Genomic DNA, 20,376 nt, shown 5'->3' on the forward strand with positions numbered 1-20,376 from the left:
AGCGCCTGGGAGGGCGTGACAATGGAAGACATCGACGATCTACCAAACCTAGACCATTGGAAGACCGTAATGGAGTTCACCGTGGAGCGGGCCTCGCTACTGATGGCGGGAATCGACCCATTTGAAACCAGCCTTGACGAAGCAAGAGCCAAAAAGCTCCCTCGCTGGAAGCAAGCACACGGGCACGCTCTAGGTATCGTATCCGCCATCCGCCAAGGCCTAATAAGCCCTGTCGTATGCAGGGCAGAATTCTTTGAATCCGATTTCAACGGAAATGTTGAACGGATGATTAGAACCATCAAACCAACCGATAGAGATGGAGAAATCTGTCCAACGGAAACCATCATCACCCGCGCGTCATTGGTAGGCTGGATCACTACAGAGCGCGTGCAAATTTCTAGACCTCGCAAAACAGTTGCCGTCATAGCCACGCCACCCGAGCCATCTGCCACCGCAGACGTTATTCCTCAGGCGCTTTCTTTGCCGTACTACGGACATACTTCAGAGGGCTTGGAGTTCGTAGACGAGGCTATAAGACAATTGTGGTCAACCTATGACGAAGACGATCCAAGCACTGCTCCGACTCAGGAGGAAGTGATTAGGCACCTTCGCGAAAAAGGGGCGGGCTCTAACATGGCGGATGCCGTAAATCTCGTTCTTCGTCCGGCCCGACTTAGACGAGGAGGACAAAAAACGAAGAAGGCACCCACCTCATAAAGCCTTTAACTACGGACCTCTTCGCATAGGTGACCACCTAGAAAATCTCTTGGGTGGCCAACCAATACCAATTTTAGGTACCCACCTACCGACCACCTCGGAGGGTTGCCGCCCACCCGATCCAGCCTGCCAGTCTTTATCCCGTCGCTCCACCAATCTCTATCAATCACGGGATACAGAACATGCAAAGAACCTCAGTTTATATGCAGCCAACTGCTGCAACCAATCACCAGTTCGACCCGGCCACGGTCATCATCCGTATCAGCGAACTGTCGGCGATCACCGGCTACGCCCGCCCGACAATCTACAAGCGCCTTAAAGACGATCCGACCTTTCCCCGCCCCGTCCCGCTGAGTGATAGCAAATCACGTGGGGCACCTGTCGGCTGGATTTTGGCTGAGGCGCAAGCTTGGGTGCGCCAGCGCATCGCTCTGCGCGAGGTGGCCGCCTAATGAACAAAAAAAAGGCCGACCAACAGGCCAGCCACAAAAATACTCGCGTCGAGAATACCAGCGGAACCGCACAACGCGCTCGCCTTTTGGAGCGCCTGCAAGCTGGCCCGATTGATACCTTCACCGCCATCCGCGAACTGAACATCGTCCGCCCTGGTGCGCGCATTAATGAACTGCGCGGCCTGGGCCACAAGATCCTGACCCACCGCCTCACCCTGACCGACGATCAAGGGCGAACTCACCAGGGCATGGCGCTCTACTACCTCAGCACTAACCCGCCGGCGCAGGTGACAGCATGAATGCAATCACGCTGACCCACACCGGGAACGAACCGCGCGTGGATAGCCGCCAACTCGCGAAGCAACTGGGAACCAAGCACAAAAACCCAATGGCGCTGATTGAGCGATACCTGGCGAAGTTTGAAGAGTTCGGGGTTGTTCCGTTTCAAACGGAGAAACCCTTGGCCGGAACTGCTGGTGGTAGACCGGAGCGCTTCGCCCTGCTGAACGAAGATCAAGCGTTCTTCCTGCTGTCGCTGTCCCGCAATACCGACCGCGTTGTGGAACTGAAAGCGAGCCTAATAATGGCGTTCCGCGAGGCTCGGTATGGGCACGCCTGCCAGACGCTGGAGGCCCGCAAGAAGGAAGCCAGCAGCAGTGGTCGGCGCCTCGCCCACTGGCGCTACGACAAGCCAGGCGTATACGCGCACGTCGCTCATTTGAGGGAGCAACTAAAGCTGCCAATCGATTCTGAGGACTTCCGCCCATGACAGCTATGCTCATGATCAGCGATAAACGGTCGATAACTTTTGTTGCAAGCAATCGCGCTCGTCGGTATGGTTTGCCCGTCGCTGCAAATTCAGCGACCGGGCTTGGTAACCCGCTGAACGTTAGGCGCAACAGCGCCCCCATTACGATTGCAGGCGCTTTTTTTGTGCCCGCAGTTACGTGTTATGGCGGCTGTGCGTGGGAGGCATTCGTGCCTGCCGGGTTCCTAACGTCCCGGTTTACCAACCTGCGCACAGCTGCCACCCATTCGCTTGGTAACGAACGTGGCAGCTCCCTCTTTACGTTAGGAGCTCCACGTATGCCCGCCCTATATCCGTCTGCGATTCGCGCATTTGCTCACCGCCGCATGGCCCTGAGCGCCCTCCGCGCAAACTCATCACTCTCCGTTCGCCTCGCCCGCTACAACTCCCACATTGCCATCGCTCGTACCCTGGAGTCTGCTGAGGGTGCGCAATGAATACTCCCGCCCGCACCATCCAAGAAATCGCCCACGATACGCTTGAGGATCTCGAGAGCGCCCAGATCGCTCTGCGCAAGGTTGAGGCCGTTCTCTATGCCGCATTGGCAGACAAGGGCACGAGTCAGCACGTCCGCAATCTGGTAGATGTCGCGTGGAACCTAGCCGCTGACGGTGCCAACACCGCCGACTGCAACCGCGAGGCAATTTCCGCCGCTCTGTCCGGGTGCGCTGGCCTGGGCGCCGGGGGGGACCTATGAGCCGTTCCTACAAGGAAATAGCCGAGACCGGCGTCCAGGATCTGTACGAAGTGACCAGTGCGCTCGAGAGCGTGCGCGCAATCTTCACGCTGATGCTTGAGACCTTCCCCGAAGACAGCACGCCTCACGCCTTCGCGCAGTTGGGCACTATCGAGATAACCGACTGGAACACCAAGGTTTACCAGTGGTGTGAGTGCATGGAAAACGAGCTGGATGATGCGAACGGCGAAGCGCAAAAGGCTGCGCCATTGGCGCACTACCTGCAGGACCAGCGCAGTAACGAGGTGGCCGAGGCGATTTCTGCCGAGCGCACGCACGCTACCCGGTGGTGGACGCACTTAAACGAGATGCGGCGCCGCAAGGAACTGCCTGACTGGGTTGCGCCGGGCGTCGGCACGCATGATGAACACGATCTGCTGCTGGAAAGCCGGAAGGCCGTCAATCAAGCCCTATTCGGATCGAACGACCTGGGCGGCGCTCAGCAATACCGCGAGGTCGCCCTATGAGCCAACACATGCGTTCACATTCGATCCTTTTTATCAGCCCCACATTTTTTCCACCGCGTACTCACGCGAACCGCCGACGCACTGACCTAAGAGGTTAAGCATGAAAATTCAAAACGGCGCATCTGCGTCGACGGGATCGGCTTGCCCGAAAAAAGCCACAGAGCTTTGGTTCGTCACCCACCCGAAGGTGCCCAAGGCTTTGCTAGGGCCGTTCTTGAGCGAGGCCGACGCAGAGTGCGGGCGCGTAGTTATGCGTTGTGCTGGCGCTCAGGTAACGGCCTGCCTAGTTGACGGGATCGACGACATCACCCACTGGCACGGCGTGAACAACGGTCAAGTTTGCCGGGCTTTTGCTGGCGCTGATCGCCGGGAGGTCAGCCATGGGTAACGTCACCCCCATCAAGCGCAAGGGCAGTGGCGGCCCACCCGCTGCTGGCGCTTATATCGACAGCGCCAGCTATGTGCTGCTGGTGGAAGCCATGGTTGGCTTCCTGGAGCTGCGCATCTCGGAAGGCGATCAAGGCCGCCACTGCGATGAGCTGGAGCGCCTGACTCAGAAACTGGAGACCTTGGCCAAGCGGTTTACCCCGCCGAAGGGGGCCGCATGACGGACGCAACGATCCAATTCCGTGATGCCCTCCAGGCCATCTATGGCCCTCTCGACTGGCTGCCAGAGCCCGACGGTGCAATCCACCGGTTCCGTGTGCCGGAGGATAAGCCCGGCTCGCTCAACGGGTGGTATGTGCTGTACCTGGACGGCATCGCATCCGGCGCGTTCGGCAGTTGGAAAGCCGGCGGCGCCAGTACCTGGTGTAGTCGCGAACCGGTGGACGCCCGCGAAGCGGCCCAGATCCGCGAGCGAGTTGACCAGGCCCGGCGCCAGCGCGAAGCCGAGCAACACCGGCGCCAGCAGCAGGCCGCCGAGAAGGCTAACCACTGGTGGCGCAACGCGCGCCGCGCCTCACCCGACCACCCGTATCTGGTAGCCAAGGCAGTTCGCTCCTACGGCCTGCGCCAGCGCGGCACTGACCTGCTGATCCCGCTGTACCTGGATGGGCGCTTGGTCAACCTGCAACGAATTGCTCCGGACGGCGAGAAGCGCTTCCTGTTCGGCGGCCGGATCAAGGGCACCTATTCACCGCTGGGCATCATCGAGCCAGGTTCTGTGCTTTGCATCTGCGAAGGGTGGGCGACGGCCGCCAGCCTCCACCAGCACGGCGGCTATGTCGTTGCCGCTGCCATGAACGCGGGCAACTTGATCCCGGCGGCGATGGCACTTCGCGCTCGCTACCCGGGCCAGCCAATCGTCATCGCCGGCGACGACGACCGGCTCACCGATGGCAACCCGGGGCGCGCAGCGGCAAACGCAGCGGCGGCGGCCGTGGGTGGCCAAGTGGCTTTCCCTGAATGGCCGGAAGGCGCCCCCGATGACCTCACCGACTTCAACGACCTCGCCAACTGGAAACTCGCTCATGTCCAAGCCTGACACCAACGTGATCAACCTTCGGCCGGACGCCGCGACCATTGCGCCAGATCGCCCCTGCTGGGCGGTGTATGAGCATTGGGTAGTCAATGAGAAGGGTCGCAAGCTGCGCCCGGGCGTTTACTGGCATAGCTTCAAGCGCGCCGGCGCTGACCAGGACGACGCCGAGGGCGATACCGGCGACCGGCCTATCACCGATGAGTGGATCTCCAGCCCCGTCACCGTCGTCGCCCGCACCACCAACAGCGACGATGACAGCGAAGGCCGATTGCTGCGCCTGGTCACCGAGGGCGGCATCAAGGAATGGATCATCGCCATGGAGGTGTTCGGCGGCAGCGGCGAGGACGCCCGGCGCGCCTTGTTCGGGATGGGCGTCATCATTGCCCTCAAGAAGCGCGGCACGTTCATGGAGTACCTGCTCGACCAGCATCCTGCAGAAGTGTTTGCCACCACCAGCCGGCCGGGCTGGCATGAGTCGGGCGCGTTCGTGCTGCCTGGGCGAACCATCGGCAGCGCCAATGTGCGGTACCAGGCCAGCAACAAGGCTCAGGTACTTTTCAGTCGGCGCGGCGAGCTGGCGCTGTGGCAATCGGAGGTAGCCGCCAAGTGCGCGGGCAACCCGGTGCTGACACTCGCGATTGGCTGCTCGCTGGCTGGCCCACTGCTGAGTTTGGTCGGCGTGCTAGGTGGCGGTGTTCACCTGGTGGGCGATAGCTCGAGCGGTAAGTCGCTGGCGCAACTGATCGGATCGTCGGTATGGGGCGACCCGGGCGTGTTCGCCGCCAGTTGGGACATGACCAAGGGCGGCCTGGAGATCGAGGCGTCGAGCCGCAATGACACCATCCTGCCCTTGGATGAGATCAAGCGCGCCGACCCCAAGCGCGTACAGGAAATGGCCTACTCCCTCGCCAACGGCCAGGGCAAAGGCACCATGACCCGAGAGCGCGAAGGCCGCGCCAAATTGAGCTGGCGCCTGCTGACACTCTCCAGCGGCGAGCGCTCCCTCTCTGAGCACGCGGCCATATCCGGCAATGCCGCCCACGCTGGCGCTGAGTTACGCATGGTCGACGTGAACGCCGGTACCCGCACACACCGGGCCTTCGACGAATTGCACGGGCTTGAGGGGGCAGACTTTCACCGCCAGCTCACCGTAGCGGTAGGCGCCCACCACGGCCATCTTGGACCAGCGTTTGTGGAGTGCTTGGTCGCCGCCGACGATAAGCCCGGGCTACTCAGTGACTTTGACGGCATCCGCGCCCAGTTCGTCGAGGACAACGCCCAGGCCGGCCGCGTGGCTGACCGGTTCGCCGTGATCGCGCTGGCGGGCGAGATGGCCATCGCCTACGGCCTGTTGCCATGGGAGCCGGGCACCGCCCTCTCCGACTGCCGCTTGCTCTACGGGGAATGGCTCTCCCGTGTCGGCGGGGGCAACGCGGAAGACCGCCAGATCCTGGCCGGCATCATCGATTTTATCGACAAGCACGGTAGCAGCCGATTCTCCGATGTCGACGCAGCAGAGGTGGACGCCAAGGTATTCAACCGCGCCGGGTACTGGGAGCTGGCGGCCGGCAAACGGTTGTACCTGTTCAACAAGTCCGCGCTGATCGAGGCCGCCCATGGGTTCGGCCTCACCCGCGTGGTCAAGGCACTGGAGGTTGGCGGAGCCCTGGCCAAACGCGACACCGACCGCGATAGCCGCAAAACCAAAAAGTACCGCATCCCTGCCGGCGGATCGGCGCGCCTGTACGTGATCGACCCAGAAGCCATGGACAGCGATGGGGGCGGCGCATGACCACCATATCCACCAAGTATGAATGCCCGAGTTCACAGGAACCTATAAACGTGGGGAACAGGGGGAACGGGGGAACAGCCAGTAAAACCGTGGGCTGTGGCCGTTCCCCCTTATTGAATGTATGGGGAACAGGGGGAACACAAACATGTTTTTGAATATAAGCGTGTCCGCGTTTTCCAGAATTTGGTTATCACCGTTCCCCACAAAAAAACGTGGGGAACAGAAACCCCCTCTGAAAGCCCTGGAAACATTGGCTGTTCCCACTGTTCCCCCGTTCCCCAGATTTTTTTCTAGAGACACATATGGGCAATGGAGCAATCAGGCCGAGGCGACCCCATGAGTCTACTTTCCGGCTTGCTCGATAACATGCCGCCAGCCATTGCCAGTACCGACACGCCAAAAATGGATAGCCGGCCTCGCCCACGCCTGGTGCTGGCCAACCCTGTCGAGCGCACTTCCCGGCTCATCACAAGCCCACACGCAAGCGCCGCCACTGCAACGCTCGAATGGCGACACGCCCGTGACGAGTACCTCAACCACATCATGGTTTGTCGGAGCTGCTACGCGCCCACCGGCCGCTATTGCACGGCTGGCAGCCACCTGCGCGCCAGCTACGACGCCACACCTATGGAGGCGCACCAATGACGCCCAGCCTTATCACCCGCTTGTGCAACATCGGTATGAAACCCGGCATCAGCGCCGCCACGCAGCTCATCACCACCCGGCGAATCTGTCGCGCCATTGCTGACCAGCTCGACGTTATCCGTAGTGAACGGCGAGCCCTTCGCCGGCAGGCGGGAAAGCTGAAAGCGTTTCTCCCATTCACTTGCCAGGCCATTGCGGAACTGGAGGAGAAGGCCCGCGAGCACCAGGAAACCACCCGCAGCGGAGCGTGGAGTGCACTTGCTGGGTTTGGCCAATCCCTGATGTTCGACCGCGAGGGGCTGGCGCAGGCGTTGGGCTTCGACCAGATGTGCGATCTGCTGGGCGTCAACCCAGTACATCGCCAGGATGCCAGCGCAGACGGTGACACCAGCCTTCGCGGAGTGGCCTACCTATACCAACTGGAGGACAGCGCCGACCGCAAGAGCGACGAATGGGGCGCCGGTGGCCCGCTGTATCGCGCCTGCCACGCCGCGATGATCCGGTTCATCAGGGAATGCCCAGAAGACCAACTACCCGACCCGTTCGCCCCTGGCGCGCCGTTCGGCCCAAAGCTGCCGCCCGCCCTAAGCATCGTCGGCAAATGACCATTTTGCGCGCCACGTTTTGCGAATCACGAAAACGTGGCGCGACACCGAGCAACACCATCGGGCAACTGCCCATGATCAGCGCCAGCGGCGCATTGAGGAAAACATGACTGACCAAGACAGCAACACAGCGGGCCACACGCCCACCTATCAGGAGCGATTCACCGACGCATGCAACACACTTAAATTCAAACCCTACGAGCTGATTCAGGGGCCGGGCGCAGGCTATCTGGTGTGGGAGGTCCAGCACCTTCGCAATGGCCATCAAGTGACCATAGACGGCCCCTACTTCACTGAGGAAGAAGCCCGGGTTTCGGCGGACCTGATGCGGGGAACATTCCGCGGCGCCAGGGCAAGCGAAACAATCTACAACCGGGTGTGGAACTACGACCCGCGCCAGGAACAACTGACCATCGACCAGGCGCATATGTCGCGCGCAGTACTCGCCATTCGCCTTGGGCTACCTGCCCCTTCGATCACCGTATAGGAGGCCACATGGCCGCTACCGCATTCGATAACTCCCCTATGACCACCATCAAGCTCTACGGACAACTCCGGCAGTTCGGCAGGTCCTACGACCTTGCCGTGCGCACGCCAGCGGAAGCCTTGAAAGCGCTGTGCGTGCAGATTCCCGGCCTTGAGAGATTCATCTCAAACGCCAGGTCGCGCGGACTTGTGTTTGCTGTTTTCCGAGGAAAGAAAAACATCGGTGAAAGTGAGCTCAATTATCAAGGCCATGGCGACATCATTATCGCCCCCGTGATCGTCGGCAGTAAGCGGGCAGGTATCTTGCAAACGATCATAGGGGCCGTACTGATCGTTATGAGCCCTTTCACAAATGGCGCAACACTTGCGCCGGGTATCGCGCTGGCCGCCGGCGGCGTAATTCAGATGTTGAGCCCGCAATCCCAGGGCTTGAAGTCTAGCGCCGCGCCCGAGAATACTCCTGGCTATGCCTTTGGTGGTGCAAAAAACACCGTGGCATCAGGCTTGCCCGTACCTCTTTGCATCGGCCATCGCCGCTGGGGTGGCGCGATCATCAGCGCTGCTATTTACGCTGAGGATCGGGTATGACTGCCATCGAATATTCACCGCGCACAACCATTCTGCTCAGCGGTTCACTGGCCAAAAAGTACGGCCGTAGACACACCTATGCCCTATCCGCTCATGGCGACACCAGGGAGGCGCTGAGGGCAATAGATGTGAATCACCCAGGGTTCCTGAGCGATATCGCGCGAGCACGCTCCATCGGTCTGGAGTTCGCAATTTTCCGCAACAGGAAGAATGTTGGCGAATCCGAGCTGACACTCGGCGGAGCCAAGGAGATACGGGTCGTCCCCGTGATCACCGGTAGCAAGCGTGCTGGGATACTTCAGACCATCATCGGAATTGTGTTGATCGTGGCTAGTCCGTTCACCAACGGCGCTACGCTTGCCCCAGGGATTGCTCTCGCTGCTGGTGGTGTTATCCAAATGCTCAGCCCCCAGGCCGGCGGTCTCAAGACCAGTGCCGCACCACAGAACACCCCAGGGTACGCCTTCGGCAGCGCCAAGAACACCACGGCCAGTGGCAACCCGGTGCCGCTCTGTTACGGCAAACGGCGGATAGGCGGAGCGATCATCAGCGCTGCCATTTACGCCGAAGACCAGATGTAGGGGTGCTGGTGTAAAGTGATCCATCAACCCCGGAGGAAGAAATATGCACAGGATTTTGCTCGCCACCGTCACCTTCGCACTACTGGCTGGATGTTCAAGCACACCAGTAGCGCCTGGCTCTGCAAAGCGGGTGCCTGCCGACAGGGTCTACGCCTATCAGTCAGACGTTCCTGGTGGTGCGACACTGGCAGTTAGTCGAGACAACGGTTTTTGGGCGTCTGGCGGCTGCTTGGCCACCGTGCTCATCGACGGAAAAAAGGTCGCCCGCATCGACACCGGCGAAATTGTGAAATTCAAGGTCAAGCCAGGTCGGCATATCGTTGGCATTGCCGGCGATGACGAAGGCAACGGCCTCTGTGCAATGCAGATCGGTCAGCCCGTGAAGGAAACGGCAGCCGAGGTCAGCTCAGGAGAAACCCAAAAATTCAGGATTTCGGGTACTCAAAATGGAACGGACATACGCCCGAGCTCCATTTAACTGACTGATCGAGACAGACGATATGGTCTCACTCAGACCAAATCGTCTGTTTCACCGATAGCCTCCATCCAAGACGTGGTTTCAAATTGCTGCTGAAGCCGCATCGTCAACTCATCTGTTCAAGGAGAGCACCATGTCGATGATGAAAAACGCGGTCGATTCCATTTGGATCGGCATGGAAGACTTCCACAATGACGATCCTCGACGAGCCGTCTCGGCCATTCGTAACTTTTATGCCGGCATCCTCTTACTCTTCAAATGCAAGCTGCAAGAGCTAAGCCCGGAGGGTTCAGAAGAGGTGCTGCTAAAGAAGAATATCCTTCCCGTAATCGACTCAGTGACAGGAGAAACGGTATGGATCGGATCAGGAATCAACACTGTCGAGGTTAGGGACATCAGAGATCGGCTGAAATCTCTAGGGGTCGAGGGCATCGAATGGAGCCGCTTGGAGAACCTTCAGAAGATTCGAAATAATATAGAGCACTATTACAGCAAAGATCCTGTTGAACGAATGAAGGAGGCCATTGCAAGCGCGCTTCATTTGATTATTCAGTTCTGCAAGCCTCATCTTGGAAAAGATCCGGTACAAATCCTAGGCCAAGAGTGCTGGGATTTGCTTCTCGGCGTGGCGTCTCTCTATGAGGCTGAGTTAAAAGCCGCAAAAGAGAACCTTGAGTCTGTTGATTGGCCATACCCAGAAGTAAAGGACGCCATTGATTATATGAGGTGTCCTGACTGCGACTCACAGCTCATCAAGGTACTAGACCCTACAGATCTTGGTGCTGACATCGAATTCGTTTGTAGCAGTTGTGGGTCAAACTCTTCATATGAAACCGTCATCACCGCAGCCCTTCCTGAAAGCATGGAAGGTGCCAACTATGTGAGCGTAAAGGATGGAGGCGATTCACTTATAGAGGACTGCCCTATGTGCGGAGAGGAAACCTTCCTGGTCGCGCAAGGTGAGTGTGCCGTGTGCTTTTCAGAACTGGAATATAACTCATGCAAAGCGTGTGAAACGGGTTTGAGCGTGGATGAACAACATTTTGAAGGCCTGTGCTCATACTGTAATTACAAGCTCGGCAAGATGATGGCGGAATAGAAGCCGTGCCTGGCAACCACTCAGGTAACCATCAAAAGTAACCACCCCGCCTGGTTACCCTCAGTCGTAGGGATCTCCCTCACGGAGGCGCCACACGCCCGCCAACCTTGACAATTGTTAACAGGTTCAGAGACTGGCCACCCCTCGTAAACTTCAGCCAGCTAGGCTAAATGCCGAGGCGACTTCGGTCATCGTCTGATAATCGAGCTTCTATTGCCTCACGATATGCCGCCTCGCATTTCCCCCAAAAATCAGGATGGAAATGTTGGAGCTCCGCTTGTACGTCCGCGCCGTACTGAACCCAAAATTTATAGCGAACACGTCCAACGCTTAGTGAACTTCGGAAGCTCGCGGGAAGGCTGGATGAATCAGCGCAAACCGTCAGCCCACCGTGCCCAGCAAATTGCTGCTCTCCGAATCTATCCAGCAATTTTTCGTACATTGGGTCTGCATCAATATCTAGGAGCACTAAATTAAGATCTGTTTTCCCTACCGCGAATTCGCTTAATGCCAATGGACGCGGACCGCACGACTCCGCAACGTGACAACACAGGAGTTTGGCGAAGTAGCGGAATACGTTCAGGTACGGCGTGGACGACAGTTCATATTGCGGTAGGTTGAATACTGATTCCGGAGACTTACCTTGCGATATCAGCTCGGATACCAAGGCACTAAACCGGTCAAACTCGCGATCAGGAGCTTGGGTCTTAGAGCTATTACATGACGAACATATGCGAGCCGAGAAATGAAAGGCCTGGGACTTCGGACCTTGCGCGTCACGGGGAACGCTGGTGCCATCAAAACTGCCGATGACCGTAGGCTCTTTCCCAAAGATCTTTCGTAACGCAGAAGCTTTTACCATGTGTTCTCCCGTGAGAGATTCCGGGGAGCCACATAGGCAGCAGCGGTCAGCTTGGTATGGTTCGAAAAAAAGCCCCATCGGACGGCCCCTCGTGATCTAGAGAAATTTGGATTTGTCGACAAAGCATCCCGCCCACTTGAAAGCGCAATGATAGTCGCAGATGGAAGGTTTGAAACTTGCCTTACCACTTGTTAGCCGCCTGAGAGCGGGCAACCTCCCCCGGGGCTAACTTTTGCTAACAGGCCGCGAGCACTGCCACTGGCTCCAGGCCGGTCTGATCTCAACATTTCTCAATATGCGGCAGGCCCCGCACTCGATCCAATGTCAGGTTTTGTCAGGTTCTCGCCTTGAAAAAAGGTTAAGTTTTGTTAAGTCGCTGGCACTGACCAAACGGCAGAAATCGGGAAAAGGAGTCAGTGAGATGTGCCTGCGAACGTAGGGCCGACTCAGACGATGTACGCGAGCCTCTGCACGATGTGCATAACCTTTACGAGCGCGAGGAGTGAAGGCTGTGATGCCTGCAGCGAGCGTCCTGGCCGATTCCTCTTGATCGGCGATACCGCTCTCAACAGTTAGCTTTTGGCTAGCTACCATAGTCAAATGCTTGAATGAGCTTCGCAAGGCCTGATCCTTGTGGCATAGTGCACGCCCTGCGGATGGCATGTCTCGATGGAACCGAAACTGAGGCATGCCTGTTGACGGCAGGGCGTTTACTCGCTAAATATGTAGATAGATGATCGTCGCGAGGCGACCAGATTGCCAAAATCTGTAGCAGACATCTTGAGTTCCCACCCCTCCTAGGGTGGGCCGTACCCCTGGGGTGGGGATGTAGTAACTTCGTTTACTAAAGGGAGCAGATTGATATGCTGAATGTCGGATTTGGTGACAGCTGAATAGCTGAGCAAGGTACAACCTTGAAAAAGGCCCCCTACGGGCCTTTTTTAATGCCAAAAATAAATAGAGGGAACTTATGAGCAAATATCTCATCGGCTCTGCATTTGCGTCCTTGATTATAGGGATCATCTCGAGGATTTTTTTCGAGCTGGCAAGCATTCCACTGCCGTTTTCGCTGGGATGGATCGATTTCTGCATAGTGCTATGCACTGCTAGCAGTCTCGGGTTATCGGTCTACTCCTTAGTCTTAAAGAAATATCCAGATACTAAAGAGATGCTTCCCCTCTTCAGTGTAATTGTGTGCGCAGTAATTGTTTCTAGTTATCTAGTTTTGCGCTATCAAGATACTTACCAGACCTCACTTTCGATCTTGGTTACTGGCGTTTTCGTCGGAATGGGTTGGTGGATTCAATCCATCACCAGCGCCGCTCACTCACGGCGGACGCACACGCTAAACATAATTATGTCCTCGCGAACCAGCACTGAGTACCAGACCCAGTCAAGAAATATGAGTAAAGTTTTCAGAGCCTCAGCTGTGCCCTCGGAGCTCGCTGAGTGGAGGGTTGATCCCCACAAAGACGAATTTAGGGATGCTGAAGTACCCCAGGATATTAAGGAAGCGTTAGACGGTTCCGTATATATTCTAAACTATTACGAATTTCTCGCTCAGGGAATTAAATTTCGGGATCTTGATGATTGTTTGCTGAGGGAGTGCTTCAGTAATATTTTGGCAGGATTAGAACGTAGAAATTTTCATTTGATTGTGGAAGCACAAAAGTCAGACCAAAAAGCTTACGAGGGTGTGACTCGGCTGACCAAAGAGTGGTGCGGCGAATCCGTAGTCGAGAAGTACAGGGCAAATCCAGCTAATGCTCCAATTGGCCCTCTTTTTCCAGGGAAGGAAGAAGTGCAGATGATTATGTCGGCGAAAAGAAAATCACCGGCTCCCGTAACTTCGATCCATTCTGCTCCTAAGCAGGATGAGCCCCCTGGTCATCAGCACGGTCAAAGCGCTGATTGATACACGTAGGGACTGATAGTTGGATGGCGAGCGACCTCGGCTTGACCCACGCGGGCTGCAGGCGATGCGATGTCGCCATTTGAGTCGACGGAACCTGTGAATCGCCCCGAGCGTCTTGGACAGTACTGAGCGGCAGCTTCTAGCGGAAAACTGCCGGTATCCAATCAGGTATCCACAGATTGTTGCTGATCCAAGCTGGATATGATGGCGGTGACCAGGCGCGGTGACCGCCATCAGTGACCACTTTGTGCTGGTCACAACCATCACGATGCCCAGTTTGCGAAACAACCCCATGGAAGGCTCACGTCAAGGGGCGGTCGACCAGCTTTCGCGCAGTGCTTCGCGCACGCCCGTCGCGCACTTGGCCTTTGCGCGAAGACCTCCCCCGTCAAGGTTTCACGCACCCTTCACGCAGCATGTTCACGCACTGGGCCGCGTGAAGCCCTGGCGGCCCGCAGATGTTTAAGCCTCAGCACTGCGCAGTAACTGCGCAAATTGCGCACAGGAATTACGCAGCTCAGACGCACGTTGGTACGCATTCGGGTGCGTACTGGCAGCAGGTTCGCACTGAGGTTCGCAACCGCCAACGCGCGAACCTATACAGTCAATCGCAATAGTCCTCTCACGCGGTATAGATCCAATATGTGGCACAGTGCTATGTTCTATTGGGCTGAATTAATCAGCCGCAGACCGCGTTTATTCAAGGAGGATTCAATGGCGTCTATACAAAACCACGGGGAATCTCGAGTAGCTGTACTCGTTGATTGTGACAACGTATCTCCAGACGTACTGGAACACGCTCTCAAGGTCGCAGCTCAGTTCGGGCGCATAGTAGTGAGACGAGGATATGGAAACCATGGAACCCTCGCGAACAAATGGCAAGAGGCACTGGTGCGACTCGCATTCACACCTTGCCTTCAGTTCCAATACGCCGCAGGTAAAAATACGTCTGATATCGCATTGGCGCTAGATGCCCAGGAGACGCTTTTTGACAATCGCGCTGATCTGTTTTGCTTAGTTACCAGCGATTCCGACTTCGCATACCTTTGCCGAAAACTCAGAGAACGAGGAGCTGCTGTCTGTATTGTGGGCGAGAGTAAGACCCCTCCTGCCTTGAGGAACGCGAGCGATCAGTTTTTCGAATGGCGCAAAGATAGCGTAAGTGAGGACGTTCCAAGCCTGACTGAAAAAGGAGACGGGTCAGCCCAAGTGAGTGAGCACGAATCCAAGGAATCCACTGCATTCGTCGTGGAGGCAGTTTCACTCTTGGCTGGAGACGCTCCGGAAGGCAAGGTCACTGTTAGTGCTGTAGGCTTTTATCTCAAGCGACGAGATCCTAGCTTCTCCCCCTCGAAATACGGTTTTTCTGGGTTATTAGAAATGATGAAGGCACATGACTCGTTGAACTTACACAAGGAGCTTGGTGGGCATTGGACTGTTTCTCTGCAGGGAGAACCTGTAACCGCGTAATGAGTCTCGGTTAGGTGGCCGGCGCAATATGACAAGCGCTGTTTATCCTCGCCTGCGGTGATATGTGACAGTCAGAGAATGCACCCTGTGATCGCAGCCACCCGGCCTGCTTGGAGTGCATTCCTGGCGCGTCGCAGGACGCGTTAACTTTTCAGAATACAACTCTGTACACGCCGCTACAGAGTATCGAATCGTGTAGGGCAGGTGTGCAACCATCGGCGCGCGGACCATGCCGCCCACCTGTTATCAAAAGTAAGGTTCCCAGGCGCAGGATTCCACTGTGGTTTACAGACTTTAGCAGCGGTTTCCACTGGAAACCTGGCCAGGCCCAGACCAAACCACGGCTCGGGGTCGACTGGCCGGCGCGCACGATCCGAGCTAGCACTGAATGTTGAATTCAACTGACCGTGTAGTTCCCAACACGCTGGCGAAGGCAATTACTTTGACCACACTTTGACGGAATGCGAGACAGGCATCAGACCAAACCCAAGCCGGTTGGCGTCTGAGGCTTATCGCGTGGCCAGCCCGTCAAACAAGCGCACCGTTGCCGCTGATACCCCTGACAGACCCCAGACGGATACGGCGCTTTCGGCCCACCTACTTTTTACCCGGCCTTTACCGAATCGCTGGCGAATGTGAGACAGGCATGAGACGGATTCGGCGAGCATGGCCGCCTGAGAACGCGCAGCGACAAATGCGGGCGGGGCTCACGCGGTAGATGCGGGGAAATCCCGTATCACATCGCCAGGCCACTTTGCCGCCGGCAGACGCAAACCACGTAAAGGTGATTCCAGGCATTCGCGGCGCCGGTGCTACGCTCTCTCGAAACACGGAGAGCCACCATGACGGACACCAAACTGATCGCCAACCTGTTCGACCGCCTCAATCAGAACCAGCTCGCCTTGGGCGCCGCGGTGGAGGAGCTTTCCAACTGGGTCGAGCAGCGCGGATCGGCAGACATTGCCAATAACGTGCGCGGCGCACTGGAGACGCTCGACGAGAACCTGGTGTTCATTCGCCAGGGCATTGCTGAGCTGACCGTCGCCGGCAGTCTGGGGCAGTCGTGACGCAGGCTAGGATTCTGGACAGGCTCTGGACGGCTGGAGAGGCCGCAGTTCATCCAACTCGGTCCGCGGGCCAAAGCCAGCAAAGGCTGGCGGCAGATCGGGCATGCGGCCGGGTAGCTACCTCGTCCAGAAACAGTGGCTAGCCGAGACAGTTACTTGCGGGACAAGTGGCACTCGGTCGAACCGGGCAAACGCGACCGCTATCCTTGACCAGCCTTGACGAAATTCTTGACAGGTCTTGACGGATTTATCTGGCGCCACCAGCAGCAGGATCGCTTAAAGCCAAGCGTGGCAGGGCTTTGCGGGCATTCTCGCAGCTTGGCCATCACCAGCCTCGTCAAGAATTTAAGAGGTGGCCGTCAAGGCTGCTGTGAAATGAATATCCAGGCCCTCGCTGGCGGGATGGGGTGGCGAAATACCGGGCCAGAAAAATGCTTAGCGCGCCAGGCAATACTAGACAGGCACTAGACGGATTTCCGACGACAGACCACGGGCGAACTGCCCGCAGCCCAAGCAATGCGCCGCTTACAGCGTTAAAGGTGGCGTGCTGGAGCCTGATATTCGTCTAGTATTTTCCGGGGTTTCTGGCGACCTGACAGCAGGTCGGAGCAGGTGGTGAACGAGTTGTTCACCCAGGGATGGGAGCTGGTCGACTTGCCAGCTTGGCCAACCCCCGGTTCCCAGGTAGTTGCTCACGTTCCGCTGGTAACATCTGCAGGTCATCTGCTGGCCCCGCTTCATTCCGGCGCCAGCATCCACCGCGTACCGAGGATAGAGCCGTGTCCGTTATTGACTGTGATTATCTACCCGCCGACAAGGTGGTGTTTCCGCCGGAGCTGGCGCTGCTGATCGTCAGGAAGGCCAGCGCAATGGCCGCGGCATTCGAGGAGCAAGCCCTCGATCAGCTCACCAAGGACGCCCGACGCGCACTGTCGCAGGGAACTGAGCCAACGCGAGTCATCAGGGAAATGCGCTTGTAGGCGGAAAATGGGATTGCCGTGGCCTCGGTAGTTTTTCAAGTACCTGCCATAACGGACTGGGAGCTCAGATATCGCGACCAGCGGCTAAGCATCAATTGTTGCGCGCCCCCTTCAGCTAGCGTTTGAAGCGATCGCTCAACTCCCCCAGCCTGCGGAGCAGATCAAAGATGACGTTTTCAAAAACCTTCATGTGGATCTGCAACCCCACGACTTCCACAACTCTTACGTAAATACCTATGGCTTTGTTATATTCGCCGAGGCCGCGCCATCATGTTGATAGTATTCGCGTGAGGATTTCCGCATCGCCCTGACTGCTTTTGAGATGCGCCTTCAGGATTAACGGAGCGACAAAAGCGGCAAGCATTCTCATTTGAGAAAGCTATCGAATCATAAAAAATATTTCATAAATAGACTATGTCTTTGATAAACCTGGTGAATTGGTATGGATTGCCACTCAATTTCAGCGTGCCTAACGACAGCCCTACAAATACCTGCCGTCTGTCATTTGCAGCTTGGATTGCAACTGAACTATAGTTGCAACCCGCGCGTTCCTGGGTTGTCCAAATGAGCAGGCTCCAGAAGCTCATCGACGATTTGACGCGCAAACCATCCCCCAAAGACTTCGCTTGGGCGGACGTAGTCAAAATTTTGAAATCTTTTGGCTATGCTGAAATAGAAGGCACAGGCTCGCGAAAAAAATTCGTGAGCCATTCAAAACACAAGATTTTGCTTCACAAAAGACATCCTGACAGCACACTGCTGGATTATCAGATTGAGCTTGTGGTTGAAGCTCTGACATCTCAAGGGCATTTGAAATGAGTAAAAAGATTCTTGAACACAAGGGATTTCAGGGATCGGTGGAGTTTTCTTTGGAAAACAACATCCTTTTTGGGAAAATTCTCCACATCGACGATCTGGTGACTTTCGAAGCAGACAACATCAAGGATCTGCACGACTCCTTCGTCGAATCGATCGAAGATTATTTGGAAACCTGCAAGGAGCTAGGTACCGAACCCAACAAACCGTTTTCGGGCACGTTCAACGTGCGCATTGGCACGAGCCTTCATCGAGAAGTCGCTCGCCATGCGTCTCGCGAAGATAAGAGCATTAATGACGTAGTCAGGGAGGCCATCGACTGCCACCTATATGGAAGACACCAGGAAATTCATCACCATTATCCTGAGGTCCCAAGCTACGAGACGTCATTTAAGGTTCACGAGCGCCGACCAACACAGCGAGTCACCCTGCGAGCCGTGAATTAATGAACCTTTATGATATTCGCCTCGAACTGGTTAGGGTGGAAGAGATCCATGGGCTTCCCTTCGATCCGTCTGAAGATGAAGAGGGTTACGCCGCGAAAATGAATGTCGAGTTTATAGGATCGATTAAGGAGCTGAAGGTCCGTGACAACTTCGACGTTCGTATCAACCTCGAAACTTCAATTGATGGAAATGAAGGTTTCTTCTCGCTGAGCATGATTGGTACCTTCCAGGCCATGACCGATGCGGCAATGGGAGGCCTCGACCATCCCGACGCCCCATATGAACTCGGTTCTTTGCTCTATCCTTACGTTCGCAACGTAGCCAAGCCTCTGCTTGAGTACCTCGGTGCTAATGCGATCGAGTTTCCGTTCGCCCCGCCTGCGCCGCCCCTTCAAGCGAAACCGCCATTACGGAAAAGAAGGCTAAAGAACACAGAGAAATAATATTCAAGCCCGGCCATGTGCCGGGCTTTCTATTTGCCTGTTCGCGAACTCAAACTCTGGTGCGCCACTACCCTGATCCGGGGTGGTGCTGGCGCGGGGAAATGGCAAGAACGCCTCTGTGTGGTGCAGCTGCCACACGGCGCCAGCACCATCGACGCAAAAGTGTGACGATGGCTCCTCAAAAGTGAGGAACGAGATAATCTGGCCACTTTTGGGCTGATCCATCAAAGGAGTGGTGGTGATGACCATACCTTTGCACTTGTGGCGGGTTTATCAGGATACGTTACCGTTCGTCGGGGACGGAGCCACGAACCAAGACGGCTTTTTCAGCCAGCGTGAAACAAGCCAGAAACACCCCAGCAGACAGCACCGTGTATCCCCAGGTGTATCCCTTCAAAATACGAACACTAGAATAATCAACTAAAACAGCAAGTTAATTAACCAGTTCAAATGTCTGTGTACCACCAAGTACTAAAAACGGCTTACCGAAAGGTAGGCCGTTTTTTTATGCCTGGAGAAAAGTGCCGGGACGATGGATTGCGGTTACGAGCGGTGCACTTGCGCGCAAAAAAAGGCGCCATCTGTATTTTGACGCTCCCTTGACCCACTGTTAGTGTCCAGCCTCCCTTCTATGCACGGAGTGCTCCACGGTGAAACTGGACATCTACCAAGTCGACGCTTTCAGCCAGTCCCCGTTCGGCGGCAACCCGGCGGCGGTCTGCCCGCTTACCGAGTGGCTGAGCGATGAGCAACTGCAAGCCATCGCCGCCGAAAACAACCTCTCTGAAACCGCCTATTTTGTACCTCGCGGTGAACTCTATGAATTGCGCTGGTTTACCCCCGAAGTCGAAGTGGACCTGTGCGGCCATGCCACGCTTGCGGCGGCGTGGGTGTTGATTCACCAACTGACGGACGCGCCAGAGGTATTGCGCTTCGCCACACGCAGCGGCGAGCTGCGGGTGACGCGCAATGGTGATGAACTGGCGATGGACTTCCCCGCCAAGCAACCACAACCCTGCGAATCTCCCGATGGCATGTTGAGCGCGCTCGGCATTGAACAGGCCGACGTGTTCAGCACTGATGACTACATCGTACTGCTGGAAGACGAAGCGCAAGTCGCCGCACTGACCCCGGATTTCGCCCGCCTCAAGGGCCTGCCCAAACGCGGCATCGCCGTGACAGCCAAGAGCGCACGGTTTGATTTTGTCTCCCGCTGGTTCGGGCCGAATGTGGGCGTGAATGAGGACCCGGTGACCGGTTCGGCCCACACTTCATTGGCGCCATTCTGGGCTGAGCGCCTGGGCAAGAACCGGTTGACCGCCGAACAGGGCGGCAAGCGCCGTGGCCAACTGCGCTGCGAGCTCAAGGGTGATCGCGTGATCATTTCCGGCCACGCGGTGCTCTACCTGCAAGGCACGATTTACCTGTAAAACGCACTAC

27 protein-coding genes are annotated in these 20,376 nt (G+C 56.7%); 25 read left to right on the forward strand and 2 right to left on the reverse strand.

The window, feature by feature from the left end; translation table 11 throughout:
• Positions 1-21: 21 nt before the first annotated feature.
• The 17 genes from NL123_RS26810 to NL123_RS26890 all read left to right on the forward strand — a co-directional run bounded on the left by NL123_RS26810 (position 22) and on the right by NL123_RS26890 (position 10,937).
• Entirely contained in the window at positions 22-717 is a 696-nt protein-coding gene (locus tag NL123_RS26810; protein ID WP_415915128.1) for a hypothetical protein, read from the forward strand.
• 182 nt (positions 718-899) lie between these two features.
• A complete protein-coding gene (locus NL123_RS26815) occupies positions 900-1,169 on the forward strand; it encodes a helix-turn-helix transcriptional regulator (protein ID WP_494356677.1) in 270 nt (89 codons plus the stop codon).
• On the forward strand, positions 1,169-1,468 hold the full coding sequence (locus NL123_RS26820; RefSeq protein WP_092278013.1) for a helix-turn-helix domain-containing protein: 300 nt from the start codon (positions 1,169-1,171) through the stop codon (positions 1,466-1,468). The genes NL123_RS26815 and NL123_RS26820 overlap by 1 nt, the downstream gene beginning before the upstream one ends.
• Positions 1,465-1,938, forward strand: coding sequence for a Rha family transcriptional regulator (locus NL123_RS26825; RefSeq protein ID WP_017844439.1), 474 nt, complete (start codon positions 1,465-1,467; stop codon positions 1,936-1,938). Before NL123_RS26820 ends, NL123_RS26825 begins: the two co-directional genes overlap by 4 nt.
• A 472-nt stretch (positions 1,939-2,410) precedes the next feature.
• Complete coding sequence (locus tag NL123_RS26830; RefSeq protein WP_275964835.1) at positions 2,411-2,674, forward strand: hypothetical protein; 264 nt, start codon at positions 2,411-2,413, stop codon at positions 2,672-2,674.
• Positions 2,671-3,180, forward strand: a complete 510-nt coding sequence (locus NL123_RS26835; RefSeq protein WP_471840864.1) for a hypothetical protein — start codon at positions 2,671-2,673, stop codon at positions 3,178-3,180. Before NL123_RS26830 ends, NL123_RS26835 begins: the two co-directional genes overlap by 4 nt.
• Positions 3,181-3,280: 100 nt before the next feature.
• Positions 3,281-3,568: a hypothetical protein gene (locus NL123_RS26840; protein WP_494356678.1), complete on the forward strand. Its 288-nt coding sequence runs from the start codon at positions 3,281-3,283 to the stop codon at positions 3,566-3,568.
• A complete protein-coding gene (locus NL123_RS26845) occupies positions 3,561-3,788 on the forward strand; it encodes a hypothetical protein (protein WP_494356679.1) in 228 nt (75 codons plus the stop codon). Before NL123_RS26840 ends, NL123_RS26845 begins: the two co-directional genes overlap by 8 nt.
• Complete coding sequence (locus NL123_RS26850) at positions 3,785-4,666, forward strand: toprim domain-containing protein (protein WP_471840870.1); 882 nt, start codon at positions 3,785-3,787, stop codon at positions 4,664-4,666. Before NL123_RS26845 ends, NL123_RS26850 begins: the two co-directional genes overlap by 4 nt.
• A complete protein-coding gene (locus NL123_RS26855) occupies positions 4,653-6,455 on the forward strand; it encodes a DUF927 domain-containing protein (protein WP_471840871.1) in 1,803 nt (600 codons plus the stop codon). Before NL123_RS26850 ends, NL123_RS26855 begins: the two co-directional genes overlap by 14 nt.
• Before the next feature lie 336 nt (positions 6,456-6,791).
• Positions 6,792-7,100, forward strand: coding sequence for a hypothetical protein (locus NL123_RS26860; RefSeq protein ID WP_494356680.1), 309 nt, complete (start codon positions 6,792-6,794; stop codon positions 7,098-7,100).
• Positions 7,097-7,705 (forward strand): hypothetical protein, encoded by a 609-nt coding sequence (locus NL123_RS26865; RefSeq protein WP_494356681.1) that lies wholly within the window; start codon positions 7,097-7,099, stop codon positions 7,703-7,705. Before NL123_RS26860 ends, NL123_RS26865 begins: the two co-directional genes overlap by 4 nt.
• A gap of 106 nt (positions 7,706-7,811) precedes the next feature.
• Positions 7,812-8,192: a hypothetical protein gene (locus NL123_RS26870; RefSeq protein ID WP_471840876.1), complete on the forward strand. Its 381-nt coding sequence runs from the start codon at positions 7,812-7,814 to the stop codon at positions 8,190-8,192.
• Between the two features lie 8 nt (positions 8,193-8,200).
• Positions 8,201-8,779: a tail assembly protein gene (locus NL123_RS26875; protein ID WP_471840878.1), complete on the forward strand. Its 579-nt coding sequence runs from the start codon at positions 8,201-8,203 to the stop codon at positions 8,777-8,779.
• Positions 8,776-9,360, forward strand: coding sequence for a tail assembly protein (locus tag NL123_RS26880; RefSeq protein WP_471840879.1), 585 nt, complete (start codon positions 8,776-8,778; stop codon positions 9,358-9,360). The genes NL123_RS26875 and NL123_RS26880 overlap by 4 nt, the downstream gene beginning before the upstream one ends.
• 43 nt (positions 9,361-9,403) lie before the next feature.
• Positions 9,404-9,838: a hypothetical protein gene (locus NL123_RS26885; protein ID WP_125969312.1), complete on the forward strand. Its 435-nt coding sequence runs from the start codon at positions 9,404-9,406 to the stop codon at positions 9,836-9,838.
• 133 nt (positions 9,839-9,971) lie between these two features.
• Positions 9,972-10,937: a hypothetical protein gene (locus tag NL123_RS26890; RefSeq protein WP_471840882.1), complete on the forward strand. Its 966-nt coding sequence runs from the start codon at positions 9,972-9,974 to the stop codon at positions 10,935-10,937.
• 166 nt (positions 10,938-11,103) lie between these two features.
• On the opposite strand, the gene NL123_RS26895 is transcribed toward NL123_RS26890, so the two are convergent.
• Positions 11,104-11,799: a hypothetical protein gene (locus NL123_RS26895; protein WP_494356682.1), complete on the reverse strand. Its 696-nt coding sequence runs from the start codon at positions 11,797-11,799 to the stop codon at positions 11,104-11,106.
• Positions 11,800-12,769: 970 nt separating this feature from the next.
• On the opposite strand from NL123_RS26895, the gene NL123_RS26900 reads away from it, so the two are divergent.
• The 7 genes from NL123_RS26900 (at position 12,770) to NL123_RS26930 (ending at position 18,936) form a co-directional block, all read left to right on the forward strand.
• Complete coding sequence (locus NL123_RS26900) at positions 12,770-13,714, forward strand: DUF4760 domain-containing protein (protein WP_471840886.1); 945 nt, start codon at positions 12,770-12,772, stop codon at positions 13,712-13,714.
• A gap of 714 nt (positions 13,715-14,428) precedes the next feature.
• Positions 14,429-15,184, forward strand: a complete 756-nt coding sequence (locus NL123_RS26905; RefSeq protein WP_471840888.1) for an NYN domain-containing protein — start codon at positions 14,429-14,431, stop codon at positions 15,182-15,184.
• An 842-nt stretch (positions 15,185-16,026) separates the two neighbouring features.
• Positions 16,027-16,251 (forward strand): hypothetical protein, encoded by a 225-nt coding sequence (locus NL123_RS26910; protein WP_078827578.1) that lies wholly within the window; start codon positions 16,027-16,029, stop codon positions 16,249-16,251.
• 779 nt (positions 16,252-17,030) lie between these two features.
• Positions 17,031-17,231 (forward strand): hypothetical protein, encoded by a 201-nt coding sequence (locus NL123_RS26915; protein WP_471840889.1) that lies wholly within the window; start codon positions 17,031-17,033, stop codon positions 17,229-17,231.
• 564 nt (positions 17,232-17,795) lie between these two features.
• On the forward strand, positions 17,796-18,050 hold the full coding sequence (locus NL123_RS26920) for a type II toxin-antitoxin system HicA family toxin (RefSeq protein WP_494356683.1): 255 nt from the start codon (positions 17,796-17,798) through the stop codon (positions 18,048-18,050).
• Entirely contained in the window at positions 18,047-18,493 is a 447-nt protein-coding gene (locus tag NL123_RS26925) for a type II toxin-antitoxin system HicB family antitoxin (RefSeq protein WP_471840893.1), read from the forward strand. The genes NL123_RS26920 and NL123_RS26925 overlap by 4 nt, the downstream gene beginning before the upstream one ends.
• Complete coding sequence (locus tag NL123_RS26930) at positions 18,493-18,936, forward strand: hypothetical protein (RefSeq protein WP_471840894.1); 444 nt, start codon at positions 18,493-18,495, stop codon at positions 18,934-18,936. Before NL123_RS26925 ends, NL123_RS26930 begins: the two co-directional genes overlap by 1 nt.
• A gap of 3 nt (positions 18,937-18,939) precedes the next feature.
• Here the strand turns inward: NL123_RS26930 and NL123_RS26935 are convergent, their stop codons facing one another.
• The gene (locus NL123_RS26935) at positions 18,940-19,185 is read right to left on the reverse strand and encodes a hypothetical protein (RefSeq protein WP_494356684.1); all 246 of its coding nucleotides are present in this window, start codon (positions 19,183-19,185) and stop codon (positions 18,940-18,942) included.
• Positions 19,186-19,586: 401 nt separating this feature from the next.
• On the opposite strand from NL123_RS26935, the gene NL123_RS26940 reads away from it, so the two are divergent.
• Positions 19,587-20,366 (forward strand): PhzF family phenazine biosynthesis protein, encoded by a 780-nt coding sequence (locus NL123_RS26940; RefSeq protein WP_494356685.1) that lies wholly within the window; start codon positions 19,587-19,589, stop codon positions 20,364-20,366.
• The last annotated feature ends 10 nt before the right edge of the window (positions 20,367-20,376 follow it).

This window comes from Pseudomonas sp. FBCC-B1565 (genome assembly GCF_059133265.1).